Origin of the sequence: Sphingomonas abietis (genome assembly GCF_027625475.1) — a bacterium.
GTDB lineage: Bacteria > Pseudomonadota > Alphaproteobacteria > Sphingomonadales > Sphingomonadaceae > Solisphingomonas > Solisphingomonas abietis.
Genome location: NZ_CP115174.1, coordinates 4,062,579 through 4,085,548, shown reverse-complemented (window position 1 = coordinate 4,085,548; position 22,970 = coordinate 4,062,579). Strand labels below are relative to the sequence as shown.

The 22,970-nt window shown below is 67.6% G+C and carries 22 protein-coding genes and 1 tRNA gene; 10 read left to right on the top strand and 13 right to left on the bottom strand.

The window, feature by feature from the left end:
* Positions 1-3 precede the first annotated feature (3 nt).
* From hmgA to PBT88_RS19200, 3 genes are read left to right on the top strand one after another with little or no spacing between them, the layout of a single operon-like run.
* Positions 4-1,284 (top strand): homogentisate 1,2-dioxygenase, encoded by a 1,281-nt coding sequence (gene hmgA, locus PBT88_RS19210; protein ID WP_270076897.1) that lies wholly within the window; start codon positions 4-6, stop codon positions 1,282-1,284.
* Positions 1,281-1,931 (top strand): maleylacetoacetate isomerase, encoded by a 651-nt coding sequence (gene maiA, locus PBT88_RS19205; protein WP_270076896.1) that lies wholly within the window; start codon positions 1,281-1,283, stop codon positions 1,929-1,931. Before hmgA ends, maiA begins: the two co-directional genes overlap by 4 nt.
* A gap of 42 nt (positions 1,932-1,973) precedes the next feature.
* Positions 1,974-2,336, top strand: a complete 363-nt coding sequence (locus PBT88_RS19200) for a Rieske (2Fe-2S) protein (protein ID WP_270076895.1) — start codon at positions 1,974-1,976, stop codon at positions 2,334-2,336.
* Between the two features lie 280 nt (positions 2,337-2,616).
* Here the strand turns inward: PBT88_RS19200 and recN are convergent, their stop codons facing one another.
* A complete protein-coding gene (gene recN, locus PBT88_RS19195; RefSeq protein ID WP_270076894.1) occupies positions 2,617-4,275 on the bottom strand; it encodes a DNA repair protein RecN in 1,659 nt (552 codons plus the stop codon).
* A gap of 60 nt (positions 4,276-4,335) precedes the next feature.
* A complete protein-coding gene (locus PBT88_RS19190) occupies positions 4,336-5,184 on the bottom strand; it encodes an outer membrane protein assembly factor BamD (protein WP_270076893.1) in 849 nt (282 codons plus the stop codon).
* Between the two features lie 140 nt (positions 5,185-5,324).
* Between PBT88_RS19190 and PBT88_RS19185 the strand changes: the two genes are divergently transcribed.
* Complete coding sequence (locus tag PBT88_RS19185) at positions 5,325-6,500, top strand: glycosyltransferase (protein ID WP_270076892.1); 1,176 nt, start codon at positions 5,325-5,327, stop codon at positions 6,498-6,500.
* Between the two features lie 12 nt (positions 6,501-6,512).
* Here the strand turns inward: PBT88_RS19185 and PBT88_RS19180 are convergent, their stop codons facing one another.
* The 4 genes from PBT88_RS19180 to yajC are packed head-to-tail and all read right to left on the bottom strand — an operon-like array spanning position 6,513 to position 9,841.
* Entirely contained in the window at positions 6,513-6,899 is a 387-nt protein-coding gene (locus tag PBT88_RS19180) for an Mth938-like domain-containing protein (RefSeq protein ID WP_270076891.1), read from the bottom strand.
* 16 nt (positions 6,900-6,915) lie between these two features.
* The gene (gene secF / locus PBT88_RS19175) at positions 6,916-7,899 is read right to left on the bottom strand and encodes a protein translocase subunit SecF (RefSeq protein ID WP_270076890.1); all 984 of its coding nucleotides are present in this window, start codon (positions 7,897-7,899) and stop codon (positions 6,916-6,918) included.
* Positions 7,900-7,911: 12 nt separating this feature from the next.
* Positions 7,912-9,498 (bottom strand): protein translocase subunit SecD, encoded by a 1,587-nt coding sequence (secD, locus tag PBT88_RS19170; RefSeq protein ID WP_270076889.1) that lies wholly within the window; start codon positions 9,496-9,498, stop codon positions 7,912-7,914.
* A 16-nt stretch (positions 9,499-9,514) separates the two neighbouring features.
* Positions 9,515-9,841, bottom strand: a complete 327-nt coding sequence (gene yajC / locus PBT88_RS19165; RefSeq protein WP_270076888.1) for a preprotein translocase subunit YajC — start codon at positions 9,839-9,841, stop codon at positions 9,515-9,517.
* A 152-nt stretch (positions 9,842-9,993) separates the two neighbouring features.
* Between yajC and PBT88_RS19160 the strand changes: the two genes are divergently transcribed.
* The 3 genes from PBT88_RS19160 (at position 9,994) to PBT88_RS19150 (ending at position 11,822) form a co-directional block, all read left to right on the top strand.
* Positions 9,994-10,070, top strand: a tRNA-Pro gene (locus PBT88_RS19160).
* A 268-nt stretch (positions 10,071-10,338) separates the two neighbouring features.
* Positions 10,339-11,106, top strand: a complete 768-nt coding sequence (locus PBT88_RS19155) for an EI24 domain-containing protein (protein WP_270076887.1) — start codon at positions 10,339-10,341, stop codon at positions 11,104-11,106.
* 47 nt (positions 11,107-11,153) lie between these two features.
* Positions 11,154-11,822 (top strand): hypothetical protein, encoded by a 669-nt coding sequence (locus PBT88_RS19150; RefSeq protein ID WP_270076886.1) that lies wholly within the window; start codon positions 11,154-11,156, stop codon positions 11,820-11,822.
* A 25-nt stretch (positions 11,823-11,847) separates the two neighbouring features.
* Here PBT88_RS19150 and PBT88_RS19145 read toward each other — a convergent pair whose 3' ends face one another.
* From PBT88_RS19145 to PBT88_RS19135, 3 genes are all read right to left on the bottom strand, one after another.
* Positions 11,848-12,564 carry a hypothetical protein gene (locus tag PBT88_RS19145; protein WP_270076885.1) on the bottom strand — a complete coding sequence of 239 codons (717 nt, stop codon included), beginning with the start codon at positions 12,562-12,564 and terminating at the stop codon, positions 11,848-11,850.
* 3 nt (positions 12,565-12,567) lie between these two features.
* Positions 12,568-13,770 carry a toxic anion resistance protein gene (locus PBT88_RS19140; RefSeq protein WP_270076884.1) on the bottom strand — a complete coding sequence of 401 codons (1,203 nt, stop codon included), beginning with the start codon at positions 13,768-13,770 and terminating at the stop codon, positions 12,568-12,570.
* A 210-nt stretch (positions 13,771-13,980) separates the two neighbouring features.
* Positions 13,981-15,531, bottom strand: coding sequence for an alkaline phosphatase D family protein (locus tag PBT88_RS19135; RefSeq protein WP_270076883.1), 1,551 nt, complete (start codon positions 15,529-15,531; stop codon positions 13,981-13,983).
* 106 nt (positions 15,532-15,637) lie between these two features.
* Here PBT88_RS19135 and PBT88_RS19130 point away from each other — a divergent pair, with 106 nt between their 5' ends.
* Both PBT88_RS19130 and typA read left to right on the top strand, forming a co-directional pair.
* On the top strand, positions 15,638-16,270 hold the full coding sequence (locus PBT88_RS19130) for a LysE family translocator (protein WP_270076882.1): 633 nt from the start codon (positions 15,638-15,640) through the stop codon (positions 16,268-16,270).
* Positions 16,271-16,360: 90 nt separating this feature from the next.
* On the top strand, positions 16,361-18,199 hold the full coding sequence (gene typA / locus PBT88_RS19125) for a translational GTPase TypA (RefSeq protein WP_270076881.1): 1,839 nt from the start codon (positions 16,361-16,363) through the stop codon (positions 18,197-18,199).
* A gap of 279 nt (positions 18,200-18,478) precedes the next feature.
* Here typA and PBT88_RS19120 read toward each other — a convergent pair whose 3' ends face one another.
* From PBT88_RS19120 to PBT88_RS19105, 4 genes are read right to left on the bottom strand one after another with little or no spacing between them, the layout of a single operon-like run.
* Positions 18,479-19,729 (bottom strand): alkaline phosphatase family protein, encoded by a 1,251-nt coding sequence (locus PBT88_RS19120; protein ID WP_270076880.1) that lies wholly within the window; start codon positions 19,727-19,729, stop codon positions 18,479-18,481.
* A gap of 52 nt (positions 19,730-19,781) precedes the next feature.
* Complete coding sequence (locus PBT88_RS19115; RefSeq protein ID WP_270076879.1) at positions 19,782-20,183, bottom strand: EVE domain-containing protein; 402 nt, start codon at positions 20,181-20,183, stop codon at positions 19,782-19,784.
* Positions 20,183-20,590, bottom strand: a complete 408-nt coding sequence (locus tag PBT88_RS19110) for a PaaI family thioesterase (protein ID WP_270076878.1) — start codon at positions 20,588-20,590, stop codon at positions 20,183-20,185. The genes PBT88_RS19115 and PBT88_RS19110 overlap by 1 nt, the downstream gene beginning before the upstream one ends.
* 16 nt (positions 20,591-20,606) lie before the next feature.
* On the bottom strand, positions 20,607-21,059 hold the full coding sequence (locus tag PBT88_RS19105; RefSeq protein ID WP_407696479.1) for a PaaI family thioesterase: 453 nt from the start codon (positions 21,057-21,059) through the stop codon (positions 20,607-20,609).
* Positions 21,060-21,164: 105 nt separating this feature from the next.
* Between PBT88_RS19105 and PBT88_RS19100 the strand changes: the two genes are divergently transcribed.
* Positions 21,165-22,913 (top strand): DUF885 domain-containing protein, encoded by a 1,749-nt coding sequence (locus PBT88_RS19100; protein WP_270076877.1) that lies wholly within the window; start codon positions 21,165-21,167, stop codon positions 22,911-22,913.
* Positions 22,914-22,970: the final 57 nt, after the last annotated feature.

Below are 22,970 nucleotides of genomic sequence, written 5' to 3'. Positions count from 1 at the left end.
CGCATGACCGATTACCTCCCCGGCTTCGGCAACCATGTCTCGACCGAGGCGGTGCCGGGCGCGCTGCCGATCGGGCGCAACTCGCCGCAGCGGCCGCCCTTCGGCCTCTATGCCGAGCAGCTGTCGGGCACCGCCTTCACCGCGCCGCGCCACGAGAACCGGCGCAGCTGGCTCTACCGGATGCGTCCCTCGGCCGAGCATCCGCCGTTCCGCCGCTACGACGGCGCGCCCCGCTTCGCGCCGGGGACCAGCGCCGAGCCGCTCGCGCCCAACCGACTGCGCTGGGATCCGATCGCAGCACCGGCACCGGGCACCGACCTGATCGACGGCCTGACGACAATGCTCGCCAACCGCGATCCGGCCTCGCTCGAGGGCGTGGCGGTGCATGTCTATGCGGCGAACCGCGACATGGTCGACCGGGTGTTCGTCGATACCGACGGCGAGCTGCTGTTCGTCCCCCAGGCCGGCCAGGTCGAGCTGCTCACCGAACTCGGCCGGATCGTCATCGCGCCGGGCCAGATCGCGCTGGTGCCGCGCGGCGTCCGCTTCCGCGCGCTGCTTCCCGACGGCGAGGCGCGGGGCTATGTCGCGGAGAATCACGGCAGCCTGTTCCGCCTGCCCGATCTCGGCCCGATCGGCGCCAACGGCCTCGCCAACCCGCGTGATTTCGAGACGCCGGTCGCCTGGTACGAGGATGTCGATCGCCCGACCGTGCTGATCCAGAAATATCTGGGCGCGCTGTGGCAGACGACGCTCGACCATTCGCCGCTCGACGTGGTGGCGTGGCACGGCAACCTCGCGCCGTGGCGCTACGATCTCGCGCGCTTCAACACGATCAACACGGTGAGCTTCGATCATCCCGATCCGTCGATCTTCACGGTGCTGACCTCGCCCAGCGACGTGCCCGGCCGCGCCAACGCCGATTTCGTGATCTTCCCGCCGCGCTGGATGGTGGCGGAGGGCACCTTCCGGCCGCCCTGGTTCCACCGCAACGTGATGTCGGAAGCGATGGGGCTGATCCACGGCGCCTACGACGCCAAGGCCGAGGGCTTCGCGCCCGGTGGCTTGAGCCTCCACAATCTGATGAGCGGGCACGGCCCGGATGTCGCCAGCTGGGAGAAAGCGAGCGCCGCCGCGCTGACGCCGCACCGGATCGAGGGGACGATGGCGTTCATGGTCGAGAGCTGCTGGCCCTATCGGCTGACGGCGCATGCCCGCGATCACGCCCAGCCCGATTACGACGCGGTGTGGAACGGTTTCCCCAAGGCGGAGCTGCCGCGATGATCCTCCACGATTACTGGCGATCGAGCGCGGCCTATCGCGTGCGGATCGCGCTCAACCTCAAGCGCGTCGCCTATCGTGCGGTCGCGCACGATCTGCGCATCGGCGCACAGGGCACCGCCGATTATGCCGCGCTCAATCCGCAGCGGATGGTGCCGGCGATCGCGTGGGAGGGCGAAGCGGGCGGCGTGGTACTGACCCAGAGCCTCGCCATCCTCGAATGGCTGGAGGAGCGCCATCCCGCGCCGCCGCTGCTCCCCGTCGACAAGACCGGCCGCGCGATCGTGCGCGCGATGGCGGCAACGATCGCCTGCGACGTCCACCCGCTCCACAATCTGCGCGTGCTGACCGCGCTGCGATCGGAATTCGGCGCCGACGATGCGCAGGTGGCGGCCTGGATGGCGCGCTGGATGGGCGACGGGCTCGCCGCGCTGGAGGTGATGGCGGCGCGCCATGGCGAGGGCTTCGCCTATGGCGATGCGCCGGGCTTCGCCGACATCTGCCTCGTGCCCCAAATCTATTCGGCCGAGCGCTTCGGCATCGATCTCGGGCCATATCCGACGCTGGTCGCGGCCGCTAACCGTGCGCGCGCGCTGCCGGCGTTCGAGGCCGCGCATCCGAGCCGCCAGCCGGACGCCGATCCGCAATGAGCGAAGGCGAGCACGGGCAATGAGCGAAGGCGAGCACGAGAAATGAGCGACGGCGAGCGGCTGTCGGCGACGCCTGCCGGGGTGCGGCTCGGGCCGATCGAGCTGATCGCCGACGGCGCGGCGCGCAATTTCGTGCTGCAGATGAAGGCGGGGCGTTTCCATGGCTTCGTGGTGCGGCGCGGTGACGGCGTGTTCGGCTATGTCGATCGCTGCCCGCACGCCGGCCTGCCGCTGGCCCAGCAGCTCGATCAGTATCTGACGCCCGACGGATCGCTGGTCGCCTGTTCGTGGCATGGCGCGCTGTTCCGGCCGGAAGACGGGCTGTGCGTCGGCGGCCCGTGCGCGGGGCAGGCGCTGACCGGATGGCCGGTGGTGGTGCGCGACGGCGATATCGTGACGGCGTGACGGCAGCCTCTCCCGTGAGCGGATTCTCCAGCCGATCGACAATGAATTGGCCGAATATCTGGAGGCGATTTTGTCTTCGAGCGTCATGCTGAACTTGTTTCAGCATCCCCCTCTTCCGGGCATTCGCGCCAAGGTTCGCCGGGATCCTGAAACAAGTTCAGGATGACGATGGGATCAGGCGCCGATCGCAGCGTGATCCGTAGGGACGCAGTCGTTATGCGCGCCTGATAAGGAGCGCTTCCGGACGAACGGAAGATGGTCCGGTTGCCAGGCCGGCCGTTCAGGCCGCCAGCAGCTTGCCCGCCTGCGCCCGTGCCTCGTCGGTCACTTCGGCGCCGGACAGCATCCGGGCGATCTCCTCGCGACGTTCGCCCTCGTCGAGCAGGCGGACCCCGGTGCGGGTGACGGTGCCGTCGTGGCTCTTGGCGATCAGCAGCTGGCGGTCGGCGCGTGCCGCCACCTGCGGGCTGTGCGTCACCACGAGCAGCTGCGCCTTGGTGGAAAGGCGCGCCAGCCGATCGCCGATCGCGGATGCCACCGCGCCGCCGACGCCGCGATCAATCTCGTCGAAGATCATCGTGCGCGCGCCCGCCGCCTCGGCCAGCGCCACCTTGAGCGCGAGGATGAAGCGCGACAATTCGCCGCCCGATGCGATCTTGACCAGCGGCGCGAACGGCGCCCCGGGATTGGTGGAGATCAGGAACTCGACGCGATCGCGGCCGTCCGCGCCCCATTGCGCTTCGGGGAGGCGCTCGATCGCGGTGCGGAAGCGCGCGGCGTCGAGCTTGAGCGGGGCGAGCTCGCCGGCCACCGCCTTGTCGAGCCGCAGCGCCGCGCCGGCGCGGGCATCCGACAGGGCGGCGGCCTCGCGCTCATAATCGGTGCGGGCGGCGGCGACGGCGCGTTCGAGTGCAGCTAGACCCGCGCCACCGGCTTCGATGCGGGACAGGCGGGCTTCCAGTTCCTCGGCGAGCGCGGCCAGTTGATCAGGCTGGACGCGATGCTTGCGGGCGATGCCGCGCAGGTCGAACAGCCGGGTCTCGATCGCGTCGAGCCGCTCGGGCTCGAACGCCATCGCGCGGCCCGCCTCGGCGAGCGCATCCTCGGCCTCGGAGGCCTCGATCACGGCGCGATCGAGCGCGGCGAGCGCCGTCGCCAGCGCCTCATGCTCGTGGGCGATCCGGTCGAGCCGCCGCGCCGCCTGCCGCAGCCCCGCCAGCGCGCCGTCCGATCCATCGAGATGGGTGGTGACGTGGCCGAGATCCTCGGCCAGCCGCGCGCCCTTCTGCATGGCGGCACGATCGGCGGCGAGCGTCTCCTCCTCGCCGGCCTCGGGGGCGAGCTGGCGCAGTTCGGCGACGGCATGATCGAGCCATTCGCGATCGCGTTCGGCGGTCTCGATATCGGCCCGTGCCGCCTCCAGCGCGGCCTCCGCGGCGCGCCAGCGCGCGTGCGTCGTCGCGATCGGGCCGGTATCGAAGCGCCCGAACGCATCGAGCAGCGCGCGGTGGCCGCGGGCGTTGAGCAGGCCGCGATCGTCATGCTGGCCGTGGATCTCGACCAGCCGCGTGCCGAGTTCGCGCAGCAGGGCGGCGGAGACGGGCTGGTCGTTGATCGAGGCGCGCGAGCCGCCATCGGCCTTGACGATGCGGCGGACGATCAGCGGTTCGCCGGGCTCGCCTTCCAGCCCGTTATCGGCGAGCAGCCCGGTGACGACGGAATCCTCGCTCACATCGAAGCTGGCGGTGACGACGGCGCGATCGGCGCCGTGGCGGACGAGGCCGCTATCGGCCCGCGCGCCCAGCGCCAGGCCCAGCGAATCGAGCAGGATCGATTTGCCCGCGCCGGTCTCCCCGGTCAGCGCACCGAGCCCGGCGGAAAAATCGAGGTCGAGCGCCTCGATCAGCACCACGTCGCGAATGGCCAGCCGGATCAGCATCGCGAGACCCTTAGCCTATCGGCGCGCCCATGAGAACAAGATATGAACGCCGATATGCAATCAGGCGCCCTTGGCCTTTTTCTCATGCTTTTCGTGCTTGGCCTTGTGCCCTTTGGCCTCGCCCGCGGTCGGCGCCTTCTTGTTCATCAGGTTGAAGGCACGGGCATACCATTTGGAGCCGGGATAATTGTTGCCGAGCACCGCCGCCGCCTTTTGCGCTTCGGCCGGCACGCCGAGCGCGAGATAGGATTCGGTCAGGCGTTCCAGCGCTTCGGGGACATGCGTGGTGGTCTGGTAGGTGTCGATGACGATGCGGAAGCGGATCACCGCGGCGAGCCATTCGGAGCGGCGCTCGTAGAAGCGGCCAATCTCCATCTCCTTACCGGCGAGATGGTCGTTCACCAGATCGATCTTCAGCCGCGCATCGGCTGCATAGCGGCTGTTCGGATAGCGGCGGACCAGTTCGCCCAGCGCATCCAGCGCCTGCTGGGTGATCTTCTGATCGCGGGTGACGTCGTTGATCTGCTCATAATAGTCGATCGCGATCAGATAATAGCCATAGGCCGCATCGCGGTTGCCCGGGTGGATCGACAGGAAGCGCTGCGACGAGGCGATCGAGCTGTTATAGTCGCGCGCCAGATAATAGCTGTACGCGCTCATCAGTTCGGCGCGGCGCGCCCACACCGAATAGGGATGCTGGCGCTCGACCTCGTCGAACAGCTGCGCCGCGATCTTGTACTGCTTCTTGTCGAGCCGGTCGCGGGCGAGGTTGTAGAGCGTATCCACATCCCGCGCGATGAAGGTGGTGTCGGCCTTCTTCTTGCCCTTGTTGGCGCAGCCGGCGAGCGGTGCGAACACGGAAGCGACGAGCGCGGCGAGGAGGATCGGGCGGGAGGCGAAACGCTGCATGGCGACGATCCTTAGCGGGTCGATCCGGCTGTGGGAAGCGGCCCCGGATGGGGGCCTGAAGAAGAGCCGTCGAAGAGCTCCGAGACATTTCGCCGTCGCACTGAATGCGCTCTTAACGGATCGGTGGCACAAGGCGGACCATGCTGCGCGTGCTCACCCTCTCGACGCTGTTTCCCGACGCGACGCGGCCGAATTTCGGCGTGTTCGTCGAACGGCAGACCCGCGGCCTCGCGGCCCTGCCCGATGTCGAGGTCCGCGTCGTGGCGCCGATCGGCGTGCCGCGCTGGCCGCTGTCGCTGTCGGCACGCTGGGGCGGGCTGGCAGGACTTCCCGAACGCGAGACGTGGCGGGGGCTCGATCTTCATCGGCCGCGCTTCCCGATCGTGCCCGGCGTGGGCTGGCTCAATCCGGGCGCGGTGGCGCGCACGCTGCTGCCGCTGCTGCGCGATATCCGGGCGGATTTCCCGTTCGACGTGATCGACGCGGAGTTTTTCTTCCCCGACGGGCCGGCGGCTGTCCGGCTGGGCGCTGCGCTGGGCGTGCCGGTGTCGATCAAGGCGCGCGGCCATGACATCCATCATTTCGGCCGCGCGCGGCGCACCGGGCCACAGGTTCTGGCGGCGGGGCGGGCGGCCGGCGGGCTGCTGGCGGTAAGCGCGGCGCTGAAGGCCGACATGGTGGCACTGGGCCTGCCCGAAGAGCGGATTCGGGTGCATTATACCGGCGTCGATCTCGATCGCTTCCGGCCGGTGGCGGATCGGGTGGCGGCGAAGGCGGCGCTGGGGGTATCCGGGCCGCTGCTGCTCTCGGTCGGCGCGCTGATCCCGCGCAAGAGCCACGATCTCGCCATCCGCGCGCTGGCGGCGCTGCCCGATACGACGCTGATGATCGCGGGGCAGGGGCCGGAACGCGCCGCGCTGGAGGGGCTGGCAAAGGCTCTCGGCGTCGCCGATCGGGTTCGCCTGCTCGGCGCGCAGCCGCATGAGGCATTGCCGGCGCTGGCCGCCGCCGCCGATGTCGGCGTGCTCGTCTCGACCTCCGAAGGGCTGGCCAATGCGTGGGTCGAATCGCTCGCCTGCGGCACGCCGCTGGTGCTGAGCGACGCCGGCGGCGCGCGCGAGCTGGTCGATCGGCCGGCCGCCGGGCGGATCGTCGCGCGCGATCCAGCGCAGATCGCCGAGGCGGTCGGGGCGCTGCTGGCCTCGCCACCCGATCCGCTGGCGGTGCGGGCGACGGCCGAGCGTTTTACGTGGGAGACCAATGCCGAGGCGCTGCGGACTCATCTGGCGGGGATTGTGGCCCATCACCCCGTCTGACGGGTGGGAGGATTACCGGCCCAGCGGCAGCAAGGCCGCGACGATCTCACGCCCTTCGGCCCGCAGCACGCCCCAGGCGCGGGCCGCGGCCCGGCTGTCCATCAGCTCGATGCCGATGCCCTGTGCCTCCAGCGCGGCGGTGAAGGCGGGCGCAGGGCGGCGCATCGTGCTGCCGGTGCCGAGCAGCAGGAATTCGGGCGCCGGATCACGCATCAGCAAGGTCGGGAAACTGCCGGCATCGAGCGCGTCGAAGGCCGGTGCCTGCCAGCGCTCCGCCGCCTCGGGGGTCAGCAGCGCACCGTCGGGATAGATGTCGCCGTCGATCCGGAAGCCGCCGTCCGCGGTGATTGCCTGGATCGCCGGGCCGGACGCCACCGGATCGGGCGAGAATTTCGCCATCAGACCCGATCCGCCATCAGGGCTTCGGCGCGATGCGCTCGGCGCGGGCGCGCGCGGCCTTCTTCTTGTCGGTCGCATCCGTCATCTGGCGGAAGCGGGACTTGTCGAGGCCGAGCGTGATCAGCAGCGAGGACGAGACGTAGATCGACGAATAGGTGCCGACCACCACGCCCAGCATCATCGCGGCGGTGAAGCCACGCAGCACATGGCCGCCGAACAGCAGCAGCGAGAGCAGCGCCAGCAGGATCGTCAGCGAGGTCATCACGGTGCGCGGCAGCGTCTCGTTGACCGAGAGATCGATCAGCTCGCCCAGCGGCATCTGGCGGTATTTGCGCAGATTCTCGCGGATGCGATCGTCGATCACGATCTTGTCGTTGATCGAATAGCCGATGATGGTGAGCACCGCGGCGACGATGTTGAGATCGAATTCCAGCCGGGTCAGGGCGAAGAAGCCGAGCGTCATCAGCACGTCGTGGAAGATCGAGACGAAGGTGGCGACGCCGAACTGCCATTCGAAGCGGACGATGCCGAACAGCGCGATGCAGAACACCGCCGCGAACACCGCCAGCACGCCCTTCCAGATCAGCTCGCCCGACACCTTGCCGGAGACGGTATCGACCTGATCGAACGGCAGGATGACATGATCGGGCGCGAGCGCCGCCTGCACCTTGCCGACCAGCGCATTGGTCGCGGCCGGATCGGTGGAGTTGGGCAGCGGCAGGCGGATCGACACCGTGTTCTTCGGGCCGAACTGCTGGAGCTGGGCATCGCCGACGCCGAGCGCGTCGATCCGGGTGCGGATGTCGTCGAGCGGGGCGTCGCCGGGGAAGCGGGCCTCGATCGACAGGCCGCCGACGAAATCGACGCCGAAGTTGAGGCCGCGCACGCCGACCAGCACGCCGGCCGCGATGGTGAGCAGGGCGGTGAGCCCGAAGGCCCAGCCGCGCAGCTTCACGAAGCCGATATTGGTGTTGTCGGGGACGATCTTGAGCAGGCGCATGATCCGGCGGCCTTAAATGTTGATCGCTTGCGGGCGCTGGCGACGAAGCCAGAGCGCGACCAGCATGCGCGTGAAGGTGACCGAGGTGAACACCGAGGTGATGATACCGAACAGCAGCACCACGGCGAAGCCCTTGACCGGGCCGGAGCCCAGGATCAGCATGATCAGGCCGGTGATGGCGTGGGTCATGTTGGCCTCGTAGATGGTGCGGCTGGCTTCCTTGTAGCCGAGCTCGACCGACTGGATCACGCCGCGGCCGCGCCGCCGCTCTTCGCGGATGCGCTCGTTGATCAGCACGTTGGCGTCCACCGCGGTGCCGATCGTCAGCACGAAGCCGGCGATGCCGGGCAGCGTCAGCGTCGCGTTGAGCAGCGCCATCAGGCCCAGGATCACGAACACGTTGATGATCACCGCGAGGTTCGCATAGACGCCGAAGCGGCCGTAGGTGATGAACATGAACAGCACCACGGCGATCACCGCGATGGTCGAGGCGATGATGCCAGCATGGATCGAATCGGCGCCGAGGCCGGGGCCGACGGTGCGCTCCTCGACGGTCTTCAGGGCGATCGGCAGAGAGCCGGACTGGAGCGAGATCGCCAGTGCCTGCGCCGATTGCGCGGTGAAGCTGCCATTGATGATCGCGCTGCCGCCGAGGATCGGCGACTGGATCACCGGCGTCGAGAGCACTTGGTTGTCGAGGATGATCGCGAACGGCTTGCCGACATTGGCCTGCGTCGTTTCCGCAAAGGCGCGGGCGCCCTTCGAGTTGAAGCCGATCGCCACCGCCGGCTGGTTGTTCTCGTCATAATCCTGGCGCGCGGTCTTGAGATCGGAGCCGGTCAGGATCGCCTGACGGAACAGCGCCACCGGGCGGCCCTGATAGGGCAGCAGCTGGTCGCCGATCGGCGCCTGGCCGGCGGCGATCTTGGCCGGATCGGCCTGGGTGTCGACCAGCTTGAATTCGAGCTTCGCGGTCTTGCCGATCAGCGCTTTCAGTTCGGTCGGATCCTGCACGCCGGGCACTTCGACCAGGATGCGGTCGCTGCCCTGGCGGGCGATCGTCGGCTCCTTGGTGCCGAGCGCGTCGATGCGCTTGCGCACGATATCCACTGCGCCGGTCATCGCCTGGTCGATGAACTGATCGATGCCGCCCTGGGTCTGGGTCATCACGATGCGGGTCGAATCGACCACGGTGACGTTCCAGTCGCGGGTCCCGCTGGTGCCGACCGGCTGGGTCAGCGTGCGGGCGAGATCGACCGCGGCATCGAGCTTCTGCGAATCGCGGACGAAGAAGCTGATCGCATTATTGGCGGTGGAGATGTCGCCGATCGCGATCGGGCCGGGGGTGGCCTTGCGCATCGCCGTGCGAATCGTGTCCTGCATGTTGGCGAGGCGCGTCTTGGCGACGTCGGCCGTATCCGCTTCCAGCAGGATGTGGCTGCCGCCGGCCAGATCGAGGCCGAGATTGATCTTCGGCGCGAAGCCGAGGCCAAGCTGCTTGGCGGTCGATTCGGGCATCAGGCTCGGCACCGACAGCAGGATACCGATCAGCAATATGCCGATGATCGAGGCGATCTTCCAGCGTGGGAAATCGAGCATGGCCCCCTCGTGTCCCTTATGCGCGATCGTTGGCGATGGTGGCGCCGCGCACGTCGGTGAGCGTGCCCTTGACCACCCGGACGCGCACGGTCGCGGCGATTTCGACCTCGATCTCGTCGTCGGCCACCTTGGTGACCTTGCCGATCAGGCCGCCCGCGGTGACCACGGTGTCGCCCTTCTTGACGGCATCCACCATCGCCTTGTGCTGCTTCAACTTCTGCTGCTGCGGGCGGATGATCAGGAACCACATGATCGCGAAGATCGCGATGAAGGGGACGAGCATCTGGAGAGTCGCGAGGCCCTGCGAGGCGGGCGAGCCGGCGGAAGCGGAGGACGAGAACATGGAGTGCGGTCTAGCCTGGCTGGGGTGCCTTGATGCGGCGGCCCTTGGGTGAAGGGCGGCCGCCTACCACGCGCTGTGCGGTCCATCAAGGCGAACCCCGTTTTGGACGCTTGCCAAGCCCGCCGCCTTCTTCTAGGTGCCGCGGCCTAGGTCGGGGCGTGGCGCAGCCTGGTAGCGCATTAGACTGGGGGTCTAAGGGTCGCAGGTTCGAATCCTGTCGCCCCGACCAGATTAGGAGGGCACCATCAGGCGGTGCCCCGAGAATGAAGCGGCGATCGCCGCGCATGCCGAAAATCTGCCGTTCTGGAATCTACCGCTTCGCGTCATCCTGACGAAAGTCGGGATCCAGAGCCTCGGGCGACGGCGGCTCTGGATCCCGGATCAAGTCCGGAATGACGACCGAGGAGCGGCGGATTCCCGCGAGATATCGGCACTGCCCGCCCGATCAAGGCCGGGCGCCCGCGCGTTGGACGATGTTCTGCCGTGGGACGCTCCCGATGCTACTGCTGCTGCTGCCGGCGGACGGAACGGAGCCTTGCGTTATCCGTATCATCGTTATGGTCCGCGCCTTCTTCCTTGCCCTTGATGATCTGGGAAATCGCCGCGTCCTCGCCATTCTTGGCCGGTCGCTGCTGGTGACGCTGCTGATCTTCGTCGCGCTGGGCGTGGTGCTCGACTTCGCCCTCAGGGGCTTCGATCCTTGCGCCTTGTGGTCGGACGAGGGTGGTTGCCCGCTCGGCGCCGCGGGCAGCGGCTTCGGGGCCGTCCTGCTCACCGCATCGGGGCTGTGGTTGCTGTTCCCGGCGGTCGCGATCGGGGTGATCTCGGCCTATATGGATCGCATCGTCGCCATCGTGGAGGCACGGCGCTATCCAGAGGCGCTGGCCTCGGCGCGGTCGCTCGGCGTCGCGAGGGGCGCCTGGCTGGGGCTGCGATCGAGCGGGCGGGTGCTGCTCTACAATTTGATCGCCTTGCCCTTCTATCTGCTGCTGCTGGTCACCGGGATCGGCACGGTGATCCTGTTCGTCGCGGTCAACGGCGTGGCGTTCGGGCGCGACTTCGGCGAGATGGTCGCCGTGCGCCACCTGGATCGCGCGAGCACGACAACCTGGCTACGCGCCACCCGCGCCGATCGCGCGCTGCTGGGGATGATCGTTACCGGCCTGTTCCTGCTGCCGATCGTCAATCTCGTCGCGCCGGTGCTGGGGGCGGCGATGGCGACGCATCTGTTCCACGTCGATCGCCGCCGGATAACCACTTCTTAACCACATTGCGCGATAAAACCCTATATATTACAGAGGGTTGATTTCGCATGCGTATCGTTTTCCTGCCGCTTCTGCTTCTTCCCATCGCGGCGCCCGCCGTCGCTTTGCCGCTGGTTTCGGCGACCGGGATCACCGTAGGCGTCACCGGAGGCACGCTGGGCGTCGGCCCGGAGGTGACTTACAAGATCAATCCGCTGCTGGGGGTGCGCGCGTCCGCGACCTTCCTGGGCGTGGATGGCCATGGCCATGTCAGTGATTATAAATATGACGGCCACGCCCGGTTGCGGAATTTCGGCGGATCGATCGACCTGCACCCGCTGGCGAACGGCTTCCGCCTTTCGGCCGGCGTGCGTTCGACCAACGATAACCGCATCCGTTTCCACGGCATGGCGCGCACCAACCAGACCTATGGTGGCGTGACCTATACGCCGGACGAGGCCGGCACGCTGAGCGGCGACATCCGCACCCGCTCGGTCTCGCCGATCCTCACGGTCGGCTATGCCCACACGACGCTCTCCGGTTTCATGTTCGGGATCGACGGCGGCGTGATGTTCCATGGCCATCCGCGCGTCGACAATCTCGTCGCGACCGGCGAACTCGGCTCCAATCCCGCCGCGCAGGACGAGCTCGCCCGGCAGGAACAGCGCCTGCGCGATCGCGTCGACAATTATCCTTATTACCCGGTGGCGCAGATCAGCCTGGGCTATCGCTTCTAAGGCCGGCCAAGGGCAGGGGGAGGGTTCAGTTCTCCCCCATCTCCCCGTCGCCCTTATATTTGATCTCCAGGAAGCGCTGCTGAGTGGCCAGCGCCTTGAGATCGCCGTCGGCCAGCCGCGCGTTCATGCGGGCGATCTCCTCGCCGATCGTGCCGAGGCCCTCGAGCAGCTGCTTGTCGGGCGAGGGGCCGCCGTTCAACGGCTGGCGGCGCAGCGCGACCGGCACCTTCTGGTAGCCGCGCACCAGTTCGGGCAGCTCGTCGCCGATCAGCCGACGGACCTCCATCGCCTCCGGCTGCCGGGGATCGAGCGTCGCCAGCTGCGGCGCGATCGCATCGAGATTTTGCGCCAGATAATCGAGCTGGCGCTGGGCCGGCGAGGGCAAGGCCGGGCGCTGCTTCTCCAGCCATTCGCCGGTCTGCGCGGGCAGCAGCTTGAGATCGACGCCGGCCATCCGCTCCGGGGTAGGCTCCGGCGTCTGCGACCACAGGATGATCGCGATCGAGGCCAGCATCATCGCCAGCACCGCCGCGAACACGCCCATCGCGCCGATCGGGGTGACGAAGCCGATCGCGATCGCCACCGCCAGGATCGCGACGCAGGCCAGCACCACCCGCTTGGCGATGCGCCGGAACGCCGCCGCGCGCCGCTCGCGGCGCCGCCGCGCCGCGGCACGGCCCTCGGGCGAGATGCGGCGGAGGAAATCCGCGGCATGTTCGATGATGTCGTCGCTGGTCGCCATCGCTTACTCGATCCGGAACATGTCTTCGCGCGACGATGAGACCTGCGCCTGCGCGGCGCCCTCGGCACGCGCGATGTAGCCGCGGGACTTCTCGACCTCGTCGGTCAGCACGCCGACGGTCTGCTTCATATTGTCGAGCGCCTGGAGCTTGAACGTGTCGATCGCGTCCATCGTCGTGTAGATGTTCTGGAAGGCGCGCTTCAGCGTGTCGATCGGGATGGTCGAGGCGGCGGCCTGCTGGTGGATCACGCCGGTCTGGTTCTTGAGCATCTCGCCGGTCGAATCGATGATGTTGGCGGTGGTGGTGTTGAGCGCGATGATCTGGTCGAGCACCAGCTTCTGGTTGGTCAGCGCCTGCGCCACGGTGACGGCGGTGCGCAGCGCCGCGACCGTGGTGGTGGACGCCCGATCGACGCCCTTCACCAGCTCGACATTGTTCTTCTTGACGAGGTCGAGCGCCAGATAGCCCTGCACCGTCACCGCCATCTGGGTGAGCAGATCCTGGGTGCGCTGGCGCACATAGAAGAGCGCGCTTTCGCGGATCGCCTTGGCCTTGGCCGGATCGGTGGCGTCGAGATCGAGCGCCTTCTGCTCCAGCCGCGTGTCGAGCGTCTTGGCGACGTGGATCATCTGCTCCAGCCGCCCCATCGAGGCCCACAGCCCCTGCCGCTCGACGTCGATCGCGGCATTGTCCTTGAGCAGCTCGTCCTTGCCGCCGGCGAGGTGCTGGAGGATCGTCGAGATATGGTTCTGCGACGATTTGTAGCCGTCGAAATAGTCGCGCATCTTCGAGCCGAACGGGATGATCCCGAACAGCTTCTTGGAGGTGAACAGATTGCCCTTGGTCGAGGGATCGAGATCCTCGATCGTGCGGCGCAGCTCGGCGAGGTTGGTGCCGACGTTCGAATCGCGGTCCATCGCCTTGGTCGGGCGATCGAGGAAGCGGTTGGAATGGCCCGCCGCCTCCATGATCTCGCGGCGGCCCATATTGGTGATCTGATCGACCTGCTTGCCAAACTCCGGCGAATTGCTGTCGGTCGCGACCAGCTGGTCGATGAAGCCATCGACCTTCTCGTCCAGCTTGGTGCGCTGCTTGTCGTCGAGCGGCACCAGCCCGGCGGCCTTTTCGGGCGCGATCGAGGGCACCGGCGCCGGCGGCGTCAATGTGAGCTCGATCGGCGTATCAATCGCGGTCTCGGTCGCCATCCGGTGGTCCTGTCCCTCACTGTTCGCCGGTGAATGTAGGATGGAGGCGCTGTATTGTTCAAGTGATACGCTTAATCCATCCTCCCCTCCCAGGGGAGGTGGCGCGCCGCGAGGCGCGTCGGAGGGGTGTCGACGCCTCCGGCGCGGGATCACCCCTCCACCACCGGCTGTGCCGGCGGTCCCCCTCCCCTTGCAGGGGAGGATGACGGATCAGCCCCGCACCAGGCCCGGCTTGCCCGACGCCAGCGCCCATTTGGACGCGCTCGCCACCGGCGCGTCGCGGCGCGTCACCGTCTCCACCGTGCGATAGTCGCCGACGCAGCCGTCGCGGGTCACTTCGGTCAGCACATAGCCGCGCTGGTCGTTGATCCACCTCACGAAATCATTGTTGGCCAGCATCGCCGCCGAGCGATCGTCGTCGGCATGGTCGCCGTTGGAGGTGATCGAGGTCGAGACGAATTCGCTCGCCACCACCTTGTCGCGCAGCACCAGATCGCTGGCGAAGTTGCGATGCTCGTCGCCGGTGACGACCAGCACATTGCCGTTGGGCGCGTGCGCGAACATCTCCAGCAGCCGCTGCTGCGCGGCCGGATAGCCGCCCCAGCTATCCATATTGTAGACCGGCTGGCTCTCGCCCTTGGCACGCCGGTCGGGAATGGCGACCATCACCTGCTGCGGCACGATGTTCCAGCTGTTGCGGCTGGAGCGGAAGCCCTCCTCCAGCCAGCTCCACTGGGCGGCGTTCAGCATGTCCTGCCCCGGCCGGTGGCGCTCGGCGCAATCCTGCTGGTAATTGTCGCCGCACGGCTGGTCGGAGCGGTAGAGCCGGGTGTTGGGATAATGGAAGCGGGCGAGCGTCCCGTAATCGACGCGGCGGTGGAAATCGACGATGCCGTCGGCGGTGGGCTTGGTGCGCACCGGCATATGCTCGTACCACGCTTGCAGCGCGGCCTTGCGGCGATAGACGAACATGTCCGCCGGATCGCCCTCCTGGTCGATCAGGCCGGCCCAATTATTCTCCACCTCATGATCGTCATAGGTACAGAACCAGCCGCAGGCGACGTGCGCGGCCTGGAGATCGCCGTCCAGCTTGGTGTCGGCATAGCGGACCCGATAATCTTCCAGGCTCATCGGCGTGCCACGCGAATAGCGGCGCACCGGGGTGATCGGCAGGCCGTCGCCGCCGGTCGGCCAGGGATCATGATATTCGTAGATGTAATCGCCATAGTGGAACATGAAGTCCGGCGATTGATGCGCGGCATCGCGATAGGCGGTGTACCAGCCATGCTCGAAATGCTGGCAGCCGACGGCGGCGAAGCGGATCCTGTCGACCTGCGAACCCGGCGCGGGAAGCGTGGTGACGGCGCCGACGCTGCTGTGCAGGCCGCCGCAGGTGAAGCGGTAGAAATAGCGTGTCGCCGGCTGGAGCCGGGCGACATCGACATGCACCGAATGGGCGAGCTCGGGCCAGGCATTCTCCTGGCCCTTGGCGACGATCTGCTTGAACCCCTCGTCGGTCGCGACCTCCCAGTCGACCGCCACCGGCTTCATCGGCATTCCGCCATTGGGCTCGAGCGGCTGCTGGACGAGGCGGGTCCAGATCACGAAGCCGTCGGGCGTCATGTCGCCGGCCGCGACGCCGAGCTGGAACGGGAAGTCGGTGAACCACAGCTGCGCGCGCGCCCTGGTGGTCAGCACGAAGGGGGCGGCGACGAGGCCGCCGAGCAGGGCCCGGCGCGAGGGGGTGATGAGCGTGGTCATGGCGACCGGGGCTAGCCATGGGCGATTGCGGATTTATGGCACGGGCCTGCCCCCTCCCGCACCGGCGCGAGACGGGCTATGCGCAAGGCCGGAAGGATATGGTGCGATGACTGGGGATCGGTGGTGGTTGTTCGCGGCGACGGTGTTCCTGATCTCGGGGACGCCGGGGCCGAACATGCTCCACGTCATGACGCGCTCGGTGCGGTTCGGCTTCGGCCGCTCGATCTGGGCGATGGCGGGCTGCATGAGCGCGGTGCTGATCGCGCTGGCGGCGTCGGCGGCCGGGGTCGGCGCGCTGCTGCTCGCCTCGCCGCGCTGGTTCGATGCGATGCGCTATGCCGGCGCCGCCTATCTGGCGTGGCTGGGCATCAAGGCCTGGCGGGGGGCGGGCAAGGCGGCGGCCGGGCTCGATCCCGAGGTGCCGGTGGCGCCTGGCGTCTCCGCCTTCACGCTTTATCGCGACGCGTTGTTCACCGGCCTCTCCAATCCCAAGCTGATCCTGTTCGCGGCCGCGCTGTTCCCGCAGTTCATCAGCCAGAAGTCCGGCTGGGCGCCGCAGTTCGCGATCCTGGTGGGCACCTTCGTGGTGATCGAGACCGGCTGGTACGTCGCCTATGCGGCGGGCGGGCGCCGGCTGGCCGGCTGGCTCGCCTCGCCGAAGCGCCAGCGCGCCTTCGATCGCGCGACGGGATCGCTGTTCTTCCTGTTCGGCGCCGGGTTGATCGCGGCGCGGGCATAGCGGCGCGGCCGTCTCTTCACCGCCCGGTCTTGTTGCATCGCGGTAGTTGGGCTAAGGGCGCGCGCTGAAACTCCGACAGGATCATAAATCATGGCGCTCCGTAACGTGGCGATCATCGCCCACGTCGATCACGGCAAGACAACCCTCGTGGATCAGCTCTTCCGTCAGTCCGGCACTTTCCGCGACAACCAGCGCGTCGAGGAACGCGCAATGGATTCCAACGACCTCGAGAAGGAGCGCGGGATCACCATTCTCGCCAAGCCGACCTCGGTCGACTGGACGCCCCCGGGCGAGAGCGAGAGCATCCGCATCAACATCGTCGATACCCCCGGCCACGCCGACTTCGGCGGCGAGGTGGAGCGCATCCTCTCGATGGTCGATGGCGTGGTGCTGCTGGTCGATTCGTCGGAAGGCGCGATGCCGCAGACCAAGTTCGTCACCGGCAAGGCGCTGGCGCTCGGCCTGAAGCCGATCGTCGTCGTCAACAAGGTCGATCGCCCGGATGCGCGCATCCAGGAGGTGCTCGACGAGGTGTTCGACCTGTTCGTGTCGCTCGACGCCACCGACGAGCAGCTCGATTTCCCCGTGCTCTACGCGTCCGGCCGCAACGGCTATGCCTCGACCGACATGGACGCGCGCGAAGGCACGCTGATCCCGATGTTCGAGACGATCGTCAGCCACGTGCCGCCGCCCGCGCTCGAGGTCGACGGCGTGCCCTTCACCTTCCTGGTGACCTTGCTCGACCGCGACAACTTCCTCGGCCGCATCCTCACCGGCCGCGTCAATTCGGGCACGGTGAAGCTCAACCAGCCGATCCACGCGCTCGATAATGACGGCAAGATCATCGAGACCGGCCGCGCGTCGAAGATCATGTCGTTCCGCGGCCTCGATCGCGTGCCGGTCGACGAAGCCAAGGCAGGCGACATCATCTCGCTCGCCGGCCTCGCCGTCGCCACCGTGGCGAACACCATCGCCGACACCTCGGTGACCGAGCCGCTGCACGCGCAGCCGATCGATCCGCCGACGCTGTCGATGCGTTTCGCGGTGAACGACTCGCCCTTCGCCGGCCGCGAGGGCAGCAAGGTCACGTCGCGCATGATCCGCGACCGCCTGATGCGCGAAGCCGAATCGAACGTCGCCGTGAAGGTCACCGAGGCTGCCGACAAGGACAGCTTCGAGGTCGCCGGCCGCGGCGAATTGCAGCTCGGCGTGCTGATCGAGACGATGCGCCGCGAGGGCTTCGAGCTCGGCATCAGCCGCCCGCGCGTGCTGTTCGGCGAGGACGAGGACGGCAAGAAGACCGAGCCCTACGAGACCGTCATCATCGACGTGGACGATGAATATTCGGGCACCGTCGTCGAGAAGATGAACATCCGCAAGGCCGAGCTGACCGACATGCGTCCGTCGGTCGGCGGCAAGACCCGCATCACCTTCTCGGCGCCGTCGCGCGGCATGATCGGCTACCATGGCGAGTTCCTGTCCGACACGCGCGGCACCGGCATCATGAACCGCCTGTTCGAGAAGTACGGCCCCCACAAGGGCAAGATCGAGGGCCGCAAGAACGGCGTGCTGATCTCCAACGGCACCGGCGAAGCCAACACCTATGCGCTGGGTCCGCTCGAGGAGCGCGGCATCCTGTTCGTCGGCCATGGCGAGTCGCTCTACGAGGGCATGATCGTCGGCGAGAACGCCAAGCCGGATGACCTCGAGGTCAACCCGATGAAGACCAAGGCGCTGACCAACTTCCGCGCCTCGGGCGGCAAGGACGACCAGGTCCGCCTGACCCCGCCGAAGCGCGCGACGCTCGAGCAGGCGATCGCCTATATCGACGACGACGAGATGGTCGAGGTCACGCCCAAGTCGATCCGGCTGCGCAAGCGCTTCCTCGATCCGAACGAGCGCAAGCGGATGAAGCGCTCGGCAGGCTGAGCCTTCCGGGCCTCACAGGCTTCCGAACCATGCGGGCCGCGTCCTTCGGGACGCGGCCCGTTTTGTTGGTGGCGGGTGCGGGGGCGTCTGGGGCGGAGCAGGAAAGCCTGTATGGGCTTCCCGCGAGCACGAGCCCCGAGCCACGCCCTACGCCCGTTCGCACTGAGCGCAGTCGAAGTGTCGCTACCGCAGGGCATGGCCTTCGACTGCGCTCAGGCCGAACGGACCTCCGGGATGAAGCCTGGCTGCAAGCGCGCACCACGCCCCAGGCTGCCCGCTCTACTCCCGCAGCGCCGGCGTCAGCGGGGCGATGTCGCCGTCCGAGGGGAGCGGGGACAGTCCGAGCAGGCGCATGACGAAGGGGTAGACGTCGACATTGTCGAACGGCGGCAGGACCGTGCCCGGCCGGATCGACGGGCCGGTGGCAATGAAGGTCGCGTGCATCTCGGGGGCGGCATTGTCATAGCCATGATCGCCCCCGTCCTTGAGGTCCGCGCCATCGGCCGAAATATACCAGCCGACCTGCGCGAGGCAGACGAAGGCGGGCACGCGCGGGTTGTGGCCGTAGGCGAAGCGCGCCGGGATCTGATCCTTGCGCCAGCATTGCATATGGTCCTGCGGCTTCAGCAGCGCGTCGGCCAGTTCCTGTTCCTTGCCGGGTGTAGCGTCCATCTCCGCGACCGGGCCGTGGGTGACAAGGTGGAAGTTGGCGGGCGCGGTGATCGAATCGAGCCTGATCCCGCGATCCACGCTCTTGGCGGCCATGCCATGATCGGACACGATCACGATGTCCGCGTCGACATGCCGCGCCCGCAATCCGTCGACCAGCCGGCCGATCGCCCGATCGACGTCGGCGATGGCCTGCGTGACTTCGGGCGAATCCGGCCCATGCTCATGGCCCTCATGATCGACCTTTTCGAAATAGAGGGTGACGAAGCCCGGCCGGCGGGAAGCCGGCTTGTCCATCCAATGCAGCACGGTATCGACGCGCTCGGCGTTGGGGAGGTTGAAGTCGAAACGCTTCCACAGGCGCGGCCGGACGCCGTGGATCGCCGCCTCGGAACCCGGCCAGAACATCGTGCCGCTGCGGATGCCATGCCGTTCGGCGGTCACCCAGATCGGCTCGCCCTCGTCCCACCAGCGATGGTCGGTCACGGCGGCGTGGTTGCTCATCTGGAATTCCGGCTCCGGCATCGCCGGATCCTCCATCGTGTTGGCGACGATGCCGTGATGATCGGGGCGCAGCCCGGTCACCAGCGTATAATGGTTGGGAAAGGTGATCGAGGGAAAGGAGGGCCGCATGAACGCGGCGCGCGCACCGCCTGCCGCCAGCGCGTTCAGGGTCGGCGTGACGCCGCGATCCAGATAGTCCGGCCGGAATCCGTCGATCGACACCAGGATGACCGGCCGCGCGGGCCGGGGCGCCTGCGTCGTGGCGGCGACCTTGGCCTGGCCTTGATGGGGAACGGCCGCGCATCCGGCGAGCAGGGCGACGGCAAGCGGGCACAAGGCCTTGAACAAACGCAACATGAACTGCCCTTGGCAAAGGGTGAAGTCAGGTCGATGACAAAGCGGGCGATGTTCAGCCGGCCGCCATCTCCAGCAACAGCCGCCATTCCTCGTCGCGCACCGGGGTCACGCTGAGCCGGGACTGGCGGATCATCTCCATCGCGGCCAGCGCCGGTTCGGCCTTGATCGCGGCGAGCGTCACCGGCTTCGCCAGCGGGCGCACCGGCTTCACCGCCACGCTTGCCCACGTCCCGTCGTCGCCATCGGGCTGCCAGGCCCGCGTCACCGCCATGATACCGACGGCCGCCTTCTCGGTGTTGCTGTGGTAGAACAGCGCCTCGTCGCCGACCGCCATCGCCTTCAGGAAATTGCGCGCGGCGTAGTTGCGCACGCCATTCCATTCGGTGCCGCCGTCGCGGACCAGATCCTCCCAGCCATAGGCATCGGGCTCGGAGCGCAGCAGCCAATAGGCCATCAGCCTTCCTCCTTCGCGGGGCGGCGGACCATCAGGTTCATCCGCGCGCTGGCGATCGGCTTCGATCGATCCTCCTGCCAGGCGAACGCCTCGACATTGGCGATGCGGTTGCCGAGCCGCGAGACGATCGCCGCGGCATAGGTGTCGCGCTCGCGCCCGCCGCGCATGAAATCGACGGTGACGTTGATCGGCTTGACGCTGGCGCCCGGCACGTCGGCCAGCGCCGCCATCACGGTGCCGACCGCGGCGATCTCGAGCAGGCCGGCGAGCGCGCCGCCATGGACGAAATGCGGGCGGCCGACGACGGCATCGGTAAAGGGCATGACGAACAGCGGGCCGTCGTCGGTCGCTTCGGCGGTGATGCCGAGGAAGCGGCCATAAGGCGGCAGGACATGGGGGGCGACCATCAGGCCCTGTCCCTCATCATGCTTCGTCCGTCATCATGAAAGTGCCGGTGACATGGGCGATCGGATCGGCCGGATCGCCGTCATGCGCCTGCCCGCGCACGAAGGCGACGCGGCGGGACAGGCGATAGCATTCGCCGCGCCCGATCACTGTCCTGCCGGGCACGGCGCCGCGCAGATAGTCGATCCGCAGGTCCAGCGTCGCCTGCGGGCGGAAGGCGCCGCGCCGGATCCACACCGACATGCTGGTCGCCATGTCCATCAGCGCGATGATCGGGCCGGAGGCGAGCACGCCGGTCTCCTCGTCGCCGATCAGGTCTTCGCGATAATCGAGCGCGAGTTCGGCCCAGTCGGCGCCATGTTCGAGGAAGCGGCAGCCGAGCGCACCATTATGGCCGAAGGTGGCGACCATCCGCGCGGCGGCCGTGACGTCGAAGCCGGATCCGGCGGCGGGTCTGTCCTGTACACTCATGACGGGTTCGATAGCCCGCCTCCGATATGGCGGCAACGGTGGCCGATACCGTTGCGGTGGCGGAAGGGGGCGGGCAGGGTGCGCGCCTGTCCGATGGAGTATCCTATGCGCCGTGCCCTGATCCTGTTGCCGCTGCTGATCGCGGCGGCACCCGCTTCCCAACGCCCCGCGGCCGACTGGAACGCGCGCTTCCTGACGCTGTCCAACGACGAATATCTCTGGCGTCTGGCGGATGCCGGCCAATCGACCGGCGAGGGGCCGGCCGCGATCATGTCGCCGCATCTGCCCGATGTTTCGCCGGCGGCGCAGGCGGTGCGCACCGCGAAATGGGCGGGCGTGCTCAAGCAGCTCGATGCGATCCCGCAAGCCTCGCTCACGCCCGAGAACCGGGTCAATTATGCCGTCTATCGCGGCCAGATCGAGGCGTTGCTCGCCGAACAGCAATTCCGCGAGTGGGAGAAGCCGGTCAATTCGGATTCACCCTTCTGGCAGGTCGGCATCGACGCCAAGCCGCTGCGTTCCGATCAGGAATATCAGAATTACATCGCCCAGATGGGCGAGACGCCGCGCTATTTCGACCAGCAGATCGCCAATATGAAGGCGGGCGAGGCGCGTGGCTTCACCCCGCCCCAGGCGACGATCGTGGGGCGCGACGGTTCGATCGCCTCGGTCGCGGAGGCGAAGAAGGCGGAGGATACCGGCTATTGGGGCCCTTTCGAGACGATGCCCCACAACATCCCCGCCGCCCGCCAGGAGCAGCTGCGCGCGCAGGCGCGGGCGGTGATCATGGCCAAGGTGGTGCCGGCCTACGCCAAGCTGCTCAGCTATTGGAAGGACGATTACTTCCCCCATGCCAATCCGGTGCTGGCGGCCGAGAAGCTGCCCGACGGCAAGGCTTATTACACCAGCAAGATCCGCGAATTCACGACGCTGGACATGACGCCGGACCAGATCCACGCTTATGGCCTGCAACAGGTCGCGTCGATCCATGCCGAGATGCTGGCGGTGATGCAGCAGACCGGCTTCAAGGGCGATTTCCCGGCTTTCCTCCAATATCTCCGCACCGATCCCCAATTCTACGCCAAGACCCCGCAGGCGCTGCTCGATCGCGCGGCGTGGGCGGCCAAGATGTTCGACGGCAAGGCCTCGACCTGGTTCGGCCATCTGCCCCGCCGCCGCTTCGCGATCGTGCCGGTGCCGGCCGATATCGCGCCGACCTATACGTCGGCGCGCGGCGGGAACGGCATCTATCTGGTCAACACCTATGATCTGCCGAGCCGGCCGCTCTACCAGCTGACCGCGCTGACCCTGCACGAGAGCGCGCCGGGCCACGCCTTCCAGATCCCGCTCGCGGCCGAGAACAAGGATCAACCGCGCTATCGCAAGGAGGGCTATATCTCGGCCTATGGCGAGGGCTGGGCGCTCTATTGCGAGCGGCTCGGCGACGAGATGGGGATGTACCAGACGCCCTATGAGAAGTTCGGGATGCTGAGCTTCCAGATGTGGCGCGCATCGCGGCTGGTGGTCGATACCGGCGTCCACCATCTCGGCTGGACGCGCGCGCAGGCCCAGCAATTCCTCCACGACAACACCGCGCTCGCCGATCACGACATCGAGACCGAGGTGGATCGCTACATCTCATGGCCGGGGCAGGCGCTGAGCTATTATCTCGGCGAGATGACGATCCGCAACGATCGCGCACGGGCCGAAAAGGCGCTGGGGGCGAAGTTCAACATCCGCGCCTTCCACGATGCGATGCTGCAGCTGGGATCGGTGCCGATGAGCGTGGTCGATGCGCGCACCGACCAGTTCATCGCGGACGGCGGCAAGGGCCCCTATCCCGACGAGGAATAAGGGCGCCCGACCGCCGTTCGGGAGGGTCCGGCCCGCTGCGAAGCGGGCCGGAATGGT